The 13,544-nt window shown below is 58.4% G+C and carries 14 protein-coding genes and 1 pseudogene; 10 read left to right on the forward strand and 5 right to left on the reverse strand.

The genetic code is table 11. From position 1 onward, the window contains the following. The first annotated feature begins 2 nt into the window (after nucleotides 1–2). The 4 genes from istB (EO087_RS02950) to EO087_RS02965 all read left to right on the forward strand — a co-directional run bounded on the left by istB (EO087_RS02950) (nucleotide 3) and on the right by EO087_RS02965 (nucleotide 3,814). Nucleotides 3–761, forward strand: a complete 759-nt coding sequence (istB, locus tag EO087_RS02950; protein ID WP_128897459.1) for an IS21-like element helper ATPase IstB — start codon at nucleotides 3–5, stop codon at nucleotides 759–761. Between the two features lie 93 nt (nucleotides 762–854). After that, nucleotides 855–2,828: an RHS repeat-associated core domain-containing protein gene (locus EO087_RS02955; RefSeq protein ID WP_205744421.1), complete on the forward strand. Its 1,974-nt coding sequence runs from the start codon at nucleotides 855–857 to the stop codon at nucleotides 2,826–2,828. A 10-nt stretch (nucleotides 2,829–2,838) separates the two neighbouring features. Continuing rightward, a complete protein-coding gene (locus tag EO087_RS02960; RefSeq protein WP_128897575.1) occupies nucleotides 2,839–3,249 on the forward strand; it encodes a hypothetical protein in 411 nt (136 codons plus the stop codon). A 73-nt stretch (nucleotides 3,250–3,322) separates the two neighbouring features. Continuing rightward, nucleotides 3,323–3,814, forward strand: coding sequence for an RHS repeat domain-containing protein (locus EO087_RS02965; RefSeq protein ID WP_128897576.1), 492 nt, complete (start codon nucleotides 3,323–3,325; stop codon nucleotides 3,812–3,814). A gap of 73 nt (nucleotides 3,815–3,887) precedes the next feature. Here the strand turns inward: EO087_RS02965 and istB (EO087_RS02970) are convergent, their stop codons facing one another. Further along, complete coding sequence (gene istB / locus EO087_RS02970) at nucleotides 3,888–4,649, reverse strand: IS21-like element helper ATPase IstB (protein ID WP_128897577.1); 762 nt, start codon at nucleotides 4,647–4,649, stop codon at nucleotides 3,888–3,890. An 11-nt stretch (nucleotides 4,650–4,660) separates the two neighbouring features. Then, complete coding sequence (gene istA, locus EO087_RS02975; RefSeq protein WP_128897578.1) at nucleotides 4,661–6,184, reverse strand: IS21 family transposase; 1,524 nt, start codon at nucleotides 6,182–6,184, stop codon at nucleotides 4,661–4,663. Between the two features lie 113 nt (nucleotides 6,185–6,297). Here istA and EO087_RS02980 point away from each other — a divergent pair, with 113 nt between their 5' ends. The 5 genes and pseudogenes from EO087_RS02980 to EO087_RS03000 all read left to right on the forward strand — a co-directional run. Next, nucleotides 6,298–7,575, forward strand: coding sequence for an RHS repeat-associated core domain-containing protein (locus tag EO087_RS02980; protein ID WP_205744422.1), 1,278 nt, complete (start codon nucleotides 6,298–6,300; stop codon nucleotides 7,573–7,575). Then, nucleotides 7,566–8,252, forward strand: a complete 687-nt coding sequence (locus EO087_RS02985; RefSeq protein ID WP_128897579.1) for an RHS repeat-associated core domain-containing protein — start codon at nucleotides 7,566–7,568, stop codon at nucleotides 8,250–8,252. The genes EO087_RS02980 and EO087_RS02985 overlap by 10 nt, the downstream gene beginning before the upstream one ends. A gap of 13 nt (nucleotides 8,253–8,265) precedes the next feature. After that, nucleotides 8,266–8,661, forward strand: a complete 396-nt coding sequence (locus tag EO087_RS02990) for a hypothetical protein (RefSeq protein WP_128897580.1) — start codon at nucleotides 8,266–8,268, stop codon at nucleotides 8,659–8,661. A 106-nt stretch (nucleotides 8,662–8,767) separates the two neighbouring features. Continuing rightward, nucleotides 8,768–9,094, forward strand: a complete 327-nt coding sequence (locus EO087_RS02995) for a hypothetical protein (protein ID WP_128897581.1) — start codon at nucleotides 8,768–8,770, stop codon at nucleotides 9,092–9,094. Further along, nucleotides 9,093–9,365 (forward strand): annotated as a pseudogene (locus EO087_RS03000) (transposase); the annotation flags it as partial. The gene EO087_RS02995 and the pseudogene EO087_RS03000, both read left to right, overlap by 2 nt. A 9-nt stretch (nucleotides 9,366–9,374) precedes the next feature. On the opposite strand, the gene EO087_RS03005 reads toward EO087_RS03000, so the two are convergent. Then, the gene (locus EO087_RS03005) at nucleotides 9,375–10,067 is read right to left on the reverse strand and encodes a methionine ABC transporter permease (protein ID WP_128897582.1); all 693 of its coding nucleotides are present in this window, start codon (nucleotides 10,065–10,067) and stop codon (nucleotides 9,375–9,377) included. Continuing rightward, nucleotides 10,064–11,077: a methionine ABC transporter ATP-binding protein gene (locus tag EO087_RS03010; RefSeq protein WP_128897583.1), complete on the reverse strand. Its 1,014-nt coding sequence runs from the start codon at nucleotides 11,075–11,077 to the stop codon at nucleotides 10,064–10,066. The genes EO087_RS03005 and EO087_RS03010 overlap by 4 nt, the downstream gene beginning before the upstream one ends. 132 nt (nucleotides 11,078–11,209) lie before the next feature. Here EO087_RS03010 and EO087_RS03015 point away from each other — a divergent pair, with 132 nt between their 5' ends. Further along, nucleotides 11,210–11,689 carry a glutathione peroxidase gene (locus EO087_RS03015; RefSeq protein ID WP_128897584.1) on the forward strand — a complete coding sequence of 160 codons (480 nt, stop codon included), beginning with the start codon at nucleotides 11,210–11,212 and terminating at the stop codon, nucleotides 11,687–11,689. 118 nt (nucleotides 11,690–11,807) lie between these two features. Here EO087_RS03015 and dacB read toward each other — a convergent pair whose 3' ends face one another. After that, nucleotides 11,808–13,364, reverse strand: a complete 1,557-nt coding sequence (gene dacB, locus EO087_RS03020) for a D-alanyl-D-alanine carboxypeptidase/D-alanyl-D-alanine-endopeptidase (protein WP_128897585.1) — start codon at nucleotides 13,362–13,364, stop codon at nucleotides 11,808–11,810. Nucleotides 13,365–13,544: the final 180 nt, after the last annotated feature.

The following is a 13,544-nucleotide window of genomic DNA, read 5'->3' on the forward strand; positions in this document are numbered from 1 at the left end:
CCTTGTTGATCCATCCCACCCTTGAACACTTGCGTGCCCTCAAGCTCGACGGCATGGCACAGGCGCTGGAAGAACAGCGCCTGTTGCCGGCCTGTCACGATCTGCCGTTCGAAGATCGGCTCGGCATGCTGGTCGATCGCGAACGCCATTGGCGTGACGGTCGACGGCAGGAACGATTACTTCGTGTGGCCAAGCTCAAACACGCCCAGGCCTGCCTGGAAGATGTGCAGTACAGCGCCGACCGCGGTATCGACAAACGCCTGATCGCCACCTTGTCCGGCGGCGACTGGATCCGGCAGGGGCAAAGTGTGTTGCTGACCGGTCCGACCGGGGTTGGTAAAACGTGGCTGGCGTGTGCGCTTGGACAACATGCCTGCCGCCAAGGCTTCCCGGTGTTGTATCAGCGTGTGCCACGCCTCGCCGAGATGCTACGCATCGCCCACGCCGACGGCAGCTTCGGTCGCGTGCTTGCTCAGTTGGCGCGCATCGACGTGCTAATCCTTGACGATTGGGGCATGACACCGCTCGATCAGGCGGCGCGCCATGATCTGCTGGAGGTCATCGACGATCGCGGCAACGGCAAATCGACCCTCATCACCAGCCAGCTACCGATCGAACACTGGCACGCCTGGCTCAACGATCCCACCCTCGCCGATGCCATCCTCGACCGTCTCGTACACCGCTCTCATCGCATCGTGCTGAAGGGCGAATCGATGCGCCGAAAGTCCTCCGCCAAGCCAGCCGCCGATACCTCATCGTGACCGGTCCAGTTACACTCGAGTGCACCGCACAATGACTGGCGCTGACCGGTCACGATCAACCGAAATACGCGGTCACGATCGCCGAAATCCGCAGTGAGTCTTACTTACCGGGGCTACGACCTGCAGAGTGTTACCGATCCGCTTGGTCGCACGGTCAACTACGTGGTCGATACTTTGGGACGTCGGATTGCCGCCCGCGATCCATTGGGAAATGTCACGCTCACGCAATATGACAACAACGATCGTGTAACGGCTATGACAGACCCGCTCAATCAAACCACGACGCAAACTTACGACGGCAACGGCAACCTGCTGAGCGTGACGCTGCCCAACACCGGCGTGATCCACTACGCCTACGACAACCGCAACCGGCGGATCACGCGCACCGATGCCATGAACCAGAGCGAGTCGTGGACGTATGACGGCATGGGCGATGTGCTCACGCATACGGATCGCAAAGGCCAAGCCACCGACATCAGCTACGACGCGCTTAACCGCAGAAGTTTGGTGTCCTACGCCGACGGCTCGGGTACCCAGGCCAGCTACGACGCCGGCAACCGCATTACAAGCCTGACCGACTCGACCAGCGGCACGCTGAGCTGGGATTACGACGGCCTGGATCGCGTCACCAACACCAGTGCGCCGCAAGGCAGCGTCAGCTACACCTACGATGCCGCCGGCCGGCGCACCAGCATGACCGCAGCGGCGCAAGCGATCGCCAACTACGGCTACGACAACGCCAATCGCCTCACCGGCATCACCCAAGGCAGCGAAACGGTGCAGTTGGCGTATGACGCCGACAACCGACGAGCCACGCTGACGCTGCCCAACGGCATCACCGTCAACTACGGCTATGACACCGCGAGCGAACTGACCGGACTCAGCTACGCGCAAGGCAACGGCACCGCGCTGGGCAATCTGACGTATGCCTACGATGCCGACGGACGCATCATCAGCAAAGGCGGCAGCTTCGCCACGGACGTGCTGCCGACGGCGACCACGCAGCCGGCGACGTTTGACCTCAATGATCGGGAGACGAGCTTCAACGGGCAGGCGCTGACTTACGACGCGAACGGCAACCTGATCGGTGATGGGACCAACACGTATACGTGGAATGCGCGGAATCAGCTGACACAGATCAGCCAGGGCGGCAACGTCCAGTTGAGCTACAGCTACGACGCGTTGGGACGTAGAACAAGCAAGACCATCCAGGGCGCGGCAACGCAGTTCCTGTATGACGGTGATAACGCTGTGCAGGAAACGCAAGGCAGCACGATCAACCCGATCCTGGTTGGCTTGATCACGGACGAACGCTTTGCGCGCAACGATGTGACAGGACGTACGTATTTCCTGACGGACCTGCTGAATAGCACGATCGCGTTGACCGATCCGAGCGGTGCGATCAAGCAGAACTACAGCTATGACCCGTATGGAAACGTGACAGCAAGCGATACGACGACGGGCTTTACGAATCCGTATCAGTACACGGGCAGAGAGGCGGATAGTCCAGGTCTGTATTACTACCGCGCGCGTTACTACAGCCCGATGATGGGTGGCTTTATCAGTGAAGATCCTATCGGGTTCGGTGGTGGGCAGGGCAGCTTTTATGCCTATGTGGGGGGTGATCCGCTGAACAGCATTGATCCGCTGGGTCTGTCGGGTCTGAATATTGTCCACGGAGTTCCACCAGGATCTGTGTCATACACTGCTCCTGATGGGCAGAAATTTTATGCTCCTTCCTCGGCCGACTTTTGTGCAGAGGAGGATGCAGGCCGGAACAATGGACCGAATCCATGGGCGATGAGAGATGCTGTTGGACAGGGTGGGCGATTTGATTACCAAAGAGGTGGTAATAACTTCTATCCTGCTTACACGAATGCGGCCAACTATGGCGTTGGTGTATACATGTATGGGGCTGGGTTCTCTGAGTGGGAGATGAATGCGATTGGCGGGGCGTATTCGTTTTTTAATTCATCCAATTCGAACGCCGCGAGTCAAAGTAGCTGGTGGGACAATGGGTGGAAAGCCGCCGCAAATGGCAGCCTTGGCTGCGGTTGCAGGAAGTAAGGAATAGTCGATGACGATGACAAATATTTCGATGAAGAATGGCGCTTCAAAGTTAAAGATATGGGTTGCCATCAATGCCATTGGGCTAATCCTTTATCTATATTTTTCCTCAAGAATTTGGGCTCCCGCAGACGAGGCTGGTCTGATGGGTGGTCCTGGTGATCCCATTTTATGGGCTATGACTGCTTTGCCTTTCCTTATCGTCTGCTCGTTAATAAACATACTTTGGTTTGTGATGATACTTCTAAGGAAAAAGAGATCATCATTTTTGAAATCGTTTTTTGTTTGGGTATTGGTGGTGGCTGCATGGATTTTGGCGAACAGGTACGATGAATATCGTCAATACCGCGGAACTGTTGTAATGCAACATGCGGCGCTGATTAGCGGATCAGAACAGAGGTCTGTCAATCAAACGATGTAGCCGGATAACCGAAACAGGGGTCAGGTTGCACTTTCATCCAACGACGGAAAGAGCACATGTCCTGGGTTTCAACGTGTGCCTCACCCAGGTCGCCGACCCGCTGGGTCACGGCACCACGATCCAGTGCAATGCCGCCGGCCAGCCGACGACGGTGCAAGATGCGCTGGGCCATACGATGAGCTTTGCCTATCAGGGCTACGACCTGCAGAGCCTCACCGATCCGCTCAACCGCATGACGAACTACGTGGTTGATACGCTGGGCCGCCGCATCGCCACGCGCGATGCGCTGGGCAACGTCACCCTTGCGCAGTACGACACCAACAATCGGGCGGTATCGGCCACCGATGCGCTCAACCAGACCACCACGCAAAACTACGACGGCAACGGCAACCTGCTGAGCGTCACGCTGCCCAACACGGGCGTGATCCACTACGCCTACGACAACCGCAACCGGCTGGTCACGCGCACCGATGCGATGAACCAGAGCGAGTCATGGACGTATGACGGCATGGGTGCGTATTCCGACGAAATCGGCCACTCATTCCAGCGCAAATCGGCCACCTGATCCGAGCCAAATCGGCCGGGTCTTCCGAGGTTAATCGGCCACCCCGGCAAAGGCCGTGCGCGGGGTGGGTGGATTATGGGGTGACGGAGCGGGTCGAGGCCACCGTGGCCGGAGCGCGCTTGCGCATGGACTCGCCGGTGAGGGCGAGTCGGTAGCTGTTATGGACGAGGCGATCGAGGATGGCGTCGGCGAGGGTGGGGTCGCCCAGGTACGCATGCCACTGCTCGACCGGCAACTGACTGGTGATGAGGGTGGATTTCTTGTCGTAGCGATCGTCGAGGATTTCCAGCAGGTCGCGCCGATTGAGGTCGGTCAGCGGTGCCAGGGCAAAGTCATCGAGCACGATCACGTCGACCTTGGCGAGCGAGCGGAAGTAAGCGCTACGACGTGATTCGGCGTGTGCCTTGGTCAGTTCATCGATCAATCGTGGCAGGCGGAAGTAGCGCACCGAGTAATCTGCCCGACAGGCCGCTTGAGCGAGCGCACACCCGAGATAACTCTTGCCGACACCGGTCGGTCCGGTGATCAGCACGTTCAGGTGCTCTTTGATCCACGTCAGCGTGGCGAGTTTGGCGATCAAGCACTTGTCCAGCCCCCGTGCGATGCGTGTATCGAGGTCTTCCAGGGTGGCGCTCTGTCCGAGTTTGGCCCAGCGTAAACGCTGATGCAGGCGCTGCGTATCGCGGTCGGCCATCTCGTGCTGAACCAACAGGGCCAGGCGGTCCTCGAAGGGCAAATGGTCGGCTTGGGTAGATGCCAGTTGCTGCGTCAGGGCGGCGGCCATGCCGCGCAAACGCAAGGATTGCAGTTGTTCGATCAAGGGATGTAGCACCATCGTGGTCTCCGTCAGTGGTAGTAGGACGCGCCGCGCACGTTGTCGTGCTCGGGCAGGGAAAGTGTCAATTCGGTTTGCGGAAGGGTGTGCTTGATCAGCGCACGAATGGCGCGGTAACTGGTGCTGTTGTGCGCCAGCGCCTGCTTGCAGGCTGCCTCCAGTTGCAGCGGCGAGAAGTCGTTGGCCAAGCGCAAAATGCCCAGGCATGCGCGCAACGCATATTCGGGATGCTTGCGCATGTTGACTTGCATGTTCAGCACGCCGACGACGTTCGGCCCGATGGTTTCGGCACGTGCAAACAACTGCTCGATCGTCAGCTCCGTGACCGCGCGATGGCTCTTCGGGCGATGCGCCGGGCAGGTCGTAAAACCGCCGCGCATCGTGGAGCGCGTATGCGCGGCGACGCGCGTGCCGCGCAGAAAGATTTCCACGGTGGAGGCACACAAACGCACGTCCACCACGCGGCCCGTCAGGGTATGCGGCACCGAGTAGTAATGCCGATCCACCTCGACGTGGTAGTCCAGGTGCACCTTGGCCTTCTTCCATTCGGCGTATTCGTAGCGCGTGGCAGGCAGCCGTTGCAGCGCTGCTCGTTCGATCGCCTCGAATACGCTCAGACGGCTTCCCTCGCGCTTCTGAAAGGGTTGCCGATTCAGTTCATCCAACAATGGGCGGATGGCTGCGTTGGCCTCGTTGAGCGAGAACAAGGATTGTTCGCGCAGCGGCGCCAGAATCCGCCGTTCCACCACCTGCACGCCCACTTCGGCCTTGGCCTTGTCGCGCGGCTTTCTCACCCGTGCCGGCAGCACCGTGGTGGCGTAGTGCTCGGCCAGATCCTGATACGACGGATTGATATCCGGATCGTAGCGATGTGCTTTGGTCACGCCGGCCTTGAGGTTATCGGGCACGATCGCGCGCGGCACACCACCGATGAATTCCAGTGCCCGCACGTGCGAGGCCAGCCAGTCAGGCACGCTCTGGGTCCAGGTGGCCTCGGCATAGGTGTAGCTTGAATGCCCGAGCACGGCCACAAAGATTTGTGCCGGACGCAGCTCGCCGGTGCGACGGTCGATGATGTCCAGCGTGTGTCCCGCGTAGTCGACAAACAGCTTGTCGCCCGGCACATGGACGTGGCGAAGCACCACGTCCTGCTTGCTGGCCCATTGCCGGTACAAATCGGCAAAACGGCTGTACTGATAACCGTCGGGGTGATGGGCTTTGTACTCCTCCCACAACAGCATCAGCGTGACGCCTTTGCGCGTCAGTTCGTAGTGGATACGAGGCCAGTCGGGGAGTGGTTGGTGAGCCTGCTCAGCCGACACGGTCGGCGGATAGAGCCGATCCCACAGCGTGTCTTCGTCCACCTCCTCGGGGAGCGGCCAATGGACGCCAGCGGCTTGCGCGCGGCGCAGGTAATCGGCCACGGTGCTGCGCGCCAGCTTGACGCTGGCTGCCACCTGGCGGGCGGATAGGCCGGCCGCGGTGAGCCGGAGAACTTCTCGAATCTTGCGCATGGACAACCTCGCTTTGGGCATCGCTCTGCTCGCTGGGGAAAAGCGGGCGAGCGTGCCCGATCAGGGGTCCACGCATGACGTTGGCAGGGTGGCCGATTTGGCTCGGAATGGGGGGCCGATTTACGTCGGAACGGGTGGCCGATTTAGCTCGGAATCAGTGGCCGATTTGCGTCGGAATACGCAGCCAAGCCACCGACATCAGCTACGACGCGCTCAACCGCAAAAGCCTGGTGTCCTACGCGGATGGCTCCGGCATCCAGGCCGGCTACGACGCCGGCAACCGCATCACAAGCCTGACCGACTCGACCAGCGGCACGCTGAGCTGGGATTACGACGGCCTGGATCGCGTCACCAGCACCAGTGCGCCGCAAGGCAGCGTCAGCTACACCTACGATGCCGCCGGCCGGCGCACCAGCATGACCGCGGCGGCGCAAGCGACGGCCAACTACGGCTACGACAATGCGAACCGCCTCACGACGATCACGCAAGGCAGCGAAACAGTGCAACTGGCGTATGACGCCGACAACCGACGAGCCACGCTGACGCTGCCCAACGGCATCACCGTCAACTACGGCTATGACACCGCGAGCGAACTGACCGGGCTGACCTATACGCAAGGCAACGGCACCCCGCTTGGCAACCTGACTTACGGATATGACGCCGACGGAAGAATCATCAGCAAAGGCGGCAGCTTCGCCACGGACGTGCTGCCGACGGCGACCACACAGCCGGCGACGTTTGACCTGAATGATCGGGAGACGAATTTCAACGGGCAGGCGCTGACTTACGACGCGAACGGCAACCTGACCAGTGATGGGACGAACACGTATACGTGGAATGCGCGCAATCAGCTTGCGCAGATCAGCCAGGGCGGCGCGGTCCAACTCAGTTTCAGTTACGACGCATTTGGGCGTCGCACAAGCAAAACGGTGCAAGGTACAGCCACGCAGTTCCTGTATGACGGCATGAATGCGGTGCAGGAAACCCAAGGTGGCACGATCAATCCGATCCTGATTGGTTTAGGCATCGACGAGCGTTTTGCGCGCAACGATGTCACGGGACGAACGTACTTCTTGACGGACTTGCTCAACAGCACGATTGCATTGACTGATCCGACTGGTGCAATCAGGCAGCGCTACAGCTACGACCCGTATGGGAACGTGACACCAAGTGACACGACAACGGGATTCACGAATCCGTACCAGTACACGGGGCGAGAAGCCGACAGCCCGGGCCTCTACTACTATCGAGCACGCTATTACAGCCCGATGATGGGCGGCTTCATTAGTGAAGATCCTGCGGGTTTTGCTGGTGGACAGCTAAGTTTCTATGCTGGATTCAGGGGCGATCCCGTGGACTTTAATGACCCTCTGGGCTTTAGTGCAGCCTCGACTGGTGCTGCATGGTATTAACCGATCTCAGCGGAGCGATTCGGGAGCAGTACAGTTATGACCCTTACGGCAACGTGACGCCGAGTGACACGACAACGGGCTTCACGAATCCGTACCAATACACGGGACGAGAAGCCGACAGTCCGGGCCTCTACTATTACCGTGCGCGTTACTACAGCCCGATGATGGCTGGTTTCATCAGTGAGGACTCGATCACGTTTGGTGGTGGCCAGCCGAGCTTCTATGCTTATGTGGATGGTGACCCAGTTACGTATGGTGACCCGGCAGGACTGGCCGAGTGGCAATGGAATGGAAAAGGGAATACCTCTGTCTGCTCGTATTATGAGTCCATGTATAAGACCACGAAATTTCCATATTATAATGCGGCATTAAAAATATGCATGGGCGGTTCTCCTGCCGTTAATGCGATGATGAATGTAGGATTGATGAATGCTTGGATGAATAAAACCACTGATTTGAGCGAGGCGGATATGTATGACGTGATTAGCAAGGGTCTGATTGATATGGATCGCTTATATCGTAAAAAAGACAAATTGGGTTGCCATGACTGCGTAAAGGGTCACGAAATAGACGAGTACCACGACTACGTATTTATGGAAGTTGGGCTTGGGTCTAGCTTCTATGGTGGGAATTGGTGGCCGCACGATACGTGGCCCAACCCCGTGCCTGACAATTGAGGGTGTAAAGGCAATGATAGACAGCAAAAGGCTGATATTTCTTCGAGTAGTCTGCGGTTTATTAATCGCCGTGGGTGCATGTTTTAATTTAGTCTTTGGTTATGCATTTTTAATGGGCCTTGATTTTGGCAATGCACTTGATTTTAGCAAGGCCGTATTTGAGGTTATATTGTCATCAGGAATTATAATGCTGGTTTCTTGCATCGTTGTTCTTGTGCGGGCAAAAAATGGCGGTCAGCTGTATGCACTTTTGCTTCTTATGCCTGTCGTTTTTGCTATACATTATGTGTCAGTGGTACTTATTGCGCATACTAGCTATTTATTTTTTATAGGTTGTCTTTACGTTGCAATTGCCTTTGCTATTCCTAAATTTGTACTAAAGCTAGGTAAAGGGCGGAGCTTCCTGTGAATTTGAGGCGCGTTGGCAACATCACGCTCACCAACAAATGGGTCACCAACAAATGGGTCACCAACAAATGGGTCACCAAAACAGGGGTCAGGTTGCACCTTCGTCAGTGCAGCCTCGACTTTCTTGGCCTGCCAATTCTGGCGCGTACTATCCCGGCAAGAGCAATACGGGGCAGGATGCGCTGGGCAATATCGCCAGCTTCACTTACCAGGGCTACGACCTGCAGAGCCTCACCGATCCGCTCAACCGCACGACGAACTACGTGGTCGATACGCTGGGCCGTCGTATCGCCACGCGTGATGCGCTGGGCAACGTCACCCTCGCGCAGTACGACACCAACAATCGGGCGGTATCGGCCACCGATGCGCTCAACCAGACCACCACGCAAAACTACGACGCAGGCTGCGGAACTGATCAAAGACATTCCTGCTGAGCATCTCATGGCCGACAAAGGTTATGACAGTGATGCCATTGTTGAGCAGGCTCATGAGCAAGGCATGCAGGCGCATATTCCGCCACGTAAAAACCGAAAAGAGCCGCGCGACTACGACACGTACCTGTATCGTCATCGCCACCTGGTTGAGAATGCGTTTTTGTACCTGAAACAGTGGCGTGGTGTGGCGACACGCTACGCGAAGAATCTGTCCTCTTTCCTTGCCGCTGTGCAAATTCGCTGCCTCGTCATGTGGCTCAGAATCTTATGACGACATGCTCTAGCGGCGGCTGTAGTACGCCACAATCCGGTCGCCCAGCATTTGCAACAACTGCACCAGCACAATTAGCAGAAGTACGGTGACGACCATGTAATCGGACTTGTAGCTCAGGTAGCCGTAACGGTAGGCTAGGTCGCCCAGGCCGCCAGCACCAATGGCGCCGCCCATGGCGGTATAGCCAACCAGGGCAATGGCTGTGACGGTTATGCCTGCCCACAGGCTGGCCCGTGCTTCCGGCAGCAACACGTGGCGGACGATCTGCCAGGTGGTGGCGCCCATGGCCTGCGAGGCCTCAATGACGCCACGTTCCACCTCGCGCAGGGCCGTCTCGACCAGTCGCGCGAAGAAGGGTGCAGCGCCGATGACCAGTGGCGGTATCGCACCGCGAATGCCCAGCTTGGTGCCAACCAGAAAGTAGGTAAGTGGCATCAGCACGATCATCAAGATGATGAAGGGGATCGAGCGCAATACGTTCACAGCCAGTGACAACGCGCCATAGAGTTTCGGCATGGCGTGCAGTTGTCCTTTGCCAGTAAGAAACAGCAGTACGCCCAACGGTAGGCCGATCACTACCGTGAGCAGAAGCGAACCACCCAGCATCAGCAAGGTGTCAATGCAGGCATGGCCAAGCTCGCCCCAGTCGTCGATGTTGGGGAAGAGGTTTTGCAGCACGGGAAGTTGAGTGGCGATCATCGTGCAAGTTCCTCGACTTCAATACCTACATCGCGCAGCGCTTGCAGGGCTTTGTCCACGTTTTCGCCCTGCATCGCCAGTGTGAGCTGACCGTAGGGCAGGTCCTTGATGCGATCGATGCGTCCGGCAAGGATGTTGAAATCCACGCCCGTTTCGCGCGTCACGCGTCCGAGTGTGGGCGACCAGGTAGCTTCGCCGCGGAACGACAGGCGCAGGATGCGGCCTGCCACATTCTGGTAGGGCAGGCGCTCGTTAGCGGCTTCTTCTTCCGGCAAGGCCTCGTTGACGAAGCGGCGCGTGGTGGCGTGCTGCGGATGCAGGAATACGTCGGCCACGGCGCCTTGTTCGATAATGCGGCCAGCATCCAGCACGGTCACGCGATCACACACGCGACGCACCACATCCATTTCGTGCGTGATCAGCACAATGGTGAGTTTCAGCTCGCGATTGATCTCGGCGAGCAAGTCCAGCACGGACGCGGTGGTCTGTGGGTCGAGCGCACTGGTGGCTTCGTCGCAGAGTAGGATCGACGGATGATTGGCCAGCGCACGCGCAATGCCCACGCGCTGTTTCTGACCACCGGAAAGCTGCGACGGGTATTTGCCCGCATGCGCGGCAAGACCCACGCGTTGCAGCAATTCGTCCACGCGTGCACGGATTGTGGCCGAATCTTTTCCTCCGGCAATGCGCATGGGGAAAGCGATGTTTTCGGCCGTGGTCTGGGAGGAGAGCAGGTTGAAATGTTGGAAGATCATGCCGATGCGTTGCCGCGCAGCACGCAAAGCCGCATCGGGCAGGGTGGTGATATCGGTGTCGTCAATCAGGATGCGACCACCGCTCGGGCGTTCCAGCAGGTTGATCAGACGGATAAGCGTCGACTTGCCTGCCCCGGAGTGCCCGATGATGCCAAATACCTCGCCATCGACGATCTCCATATGGAAGGGTTCGAGCGCCGGAATGTCCTTGCCATCAATGCGGTAGGACTTGTGGACATTGATAAATCGGATCACGACAGGGCCTGGAAAAGGATCGGAGCCGGCATTCTATGCCACCGAACGTTCCAGAGCCTGTTTACGCCAATAGCGTAAACAGGCCCTAAGAGCTGGAGTAGACTTCCCTATCGATATGTCTCGGAGTGCCCTATGACCACTGTCTACGACTTCAACGCACGCGACATTGACGGCCACGATCAGTCGCTGGCCACGTGGCGCGGCAAAACCATGCTAATCGTCAACGTCGCCTCCAAGTGCGGTTTCACCCCGCAGTACAAGGGTCTGGAGGAGCTGTGGCGCAGTCATCGTGACAAAGGGCTGGTGGTGTTGGGCTTCCCGTGCGACCAGTTCGGCCATCAGGAGCCGGGGGACGAGGCGGAGATCAGGAACTTCTGTTCTACCAGCTACGACGTGACCTTTCCCATGTTCACCAAGATTGAGGTGAACGGCGACAACGCGCATCCGCTGTACCAGTGGATGAAGAAGAAAGCTAAGGGGCTACTGGGCAGCGAATCGATCAAATGGAACTTCACCAAGTTTCTGATCGACGCGGAAGGGAATGTGATGAAGCGTTATGCGCCGAACGACACGCCAGAGAAGATCGAGAAGGATTTGCAGAAACAGCGGTGAGCCTTATTTAGTGTTGCCTTTTAAGAAGTGGATCAACCTAGCGTCATTGACCAGCGAAGCTGGTCAATGACGCTGGAAGATGGACGTTAAGGCGAACGGCGTCGATTCACCACAGGCGTCAACTATGCCCCTGAAACCCTGCCAGTAACTCCGCAATCGCATCCAGATTGCGGCTGGGGCTTGGCTCATCGCCCACACGCACAAAGTTGTTGAGCATGATCGCAAACGCCAGCCGCTCGCCGGATACCGTCGTCACGTAGCCAACCAGGCAGCGCACATCATTCATGCTTCCGGTCTTGGCGTGTACGTTGTCCATTGCAGGCGTGTTGCGCATGCGCCATTCCAGCGTGCCATCCACGCCGGCGTTGGGCAGTGCGTCGCGGAACTGCGCACCATAAGGCTGGCTGGCAAGATAAGTGAGCAGGCGCACCATCGCGTTGGGCGTGGCCAGGTTCTGGCGTGACAGCCCGGCACCTTCCTCGATCCGGCTGTCAGTGGGAGCAATGCCGATATGCTCCAGCAACTCATGCATGGCGCGTATGCCCCATGCTTCAGAACTGAGGAAGCCGGATGGTGGATCGCCGCCTTGCGAGGCGCTGGCCTGCGCCTTCACGCCGGCAATTTGCAGCAGGTTCTGCAGGTAGAGATTCTGTGAACGCTTCAAGCCGCGGGTCAGCACCTCCATCAACGGCGGCGACAAAACCTGGGCAACGACGACTGCTTTATCCATGTCGATGGCGTTTTGCTCGGGCCAGTGCACCGTACGCACTTGGCCTTCGACGCGAATGCCATGCCGCACCAGCGCCTCGCGCAGCAGGGTACCGGCGAATCTTGCCGGATCGGCGATGGCCAGCTTGAAGGTTTGCGGATTGCTTCGCGCAGCGATATTACCGAACGCATACAGCGTGCTGTCGCCGGGCGCGCGATAGAGGTTGATGTCGCTGCGCGTGTGCTGTGCGCTGGTGGTCACGGTGTTGACGACACGCGTCATCGCACCCGGTGGATCGAACAGCAGTGACGCGGGGCGACCGGGCGACGCCGATGGTGTCACCGTGAGGTTGACGACGTTTTCCTGCACGCTCAGCGCCGACGAAGGTACAGCGAACCAGCTTTGCAAGTCACGCGCTTCCCATCCGGAACCGACTGAGGGGCCACTAAAGTAACTGTCATCCGCAATCACGTCGCCGTGCACATCGCGTACCTCGTTGGCAGCCAATTGCGTGGCGAGCTGATCGGCCCAGTCAGTGTTGGTGCCTGGGGTGCCCAGGGTGGGATCACCCATACCGTGCAGGATCAGCGGTCCTTCCAGATACCCGCCCGAAATCGGGTGGGTGGCGAGCAATTGGGTAGGGATGCGGTAATCGGTACCGAGCGTATCGAGCAGCAGCGCGGCGGTGTACAACTTGGCCGTGGAGGCTGGCTGCAACAGCCGCTCGGCTTCGTGCGCATACAGCGTGCGGCCGGTATCCAACGACGTGACGGCGATGCCCCAGCTTGACGAAGCGAAGCGCGGGTCACTGATCTGTGCGTCGATCGCCGCGGCGAGCTGTTGCGCGGTGGTGTTGACGGTGGTGGCCGGTGCATAGGTCGAAGCAGCTTGTGCATGCGCGAGAACATTCCACAGCATGCATGCTGCACCGATCCACGCCAGATATCGCGATGAGACAGCATTCATGGCCTCTAGTATTGCCGAACCGCCACGACGCGCGGTAGTTCATATCACCCACGCCTCGCGTATGCACAGGCTCAGCCAAGCTAGGCTTATGCTGCGCGTGGCCATGTGCATGGTCCGGGTGATCATCACTACTGATTTTTTACCGCAACGATTTGCGGTTGATGCTGAAAATACTCACTG

The sequence above is a fragment of the Dyella sp. M7H15-1 genome (assembly GCF_004114615.1).
In the GTDB taxonomy this organism is placed as follows: Bacteria; Pseudomonadota; Gammaproteobacteria; order Xanthomonadales; family Rhodanobacteraceae; genus Dyella_B.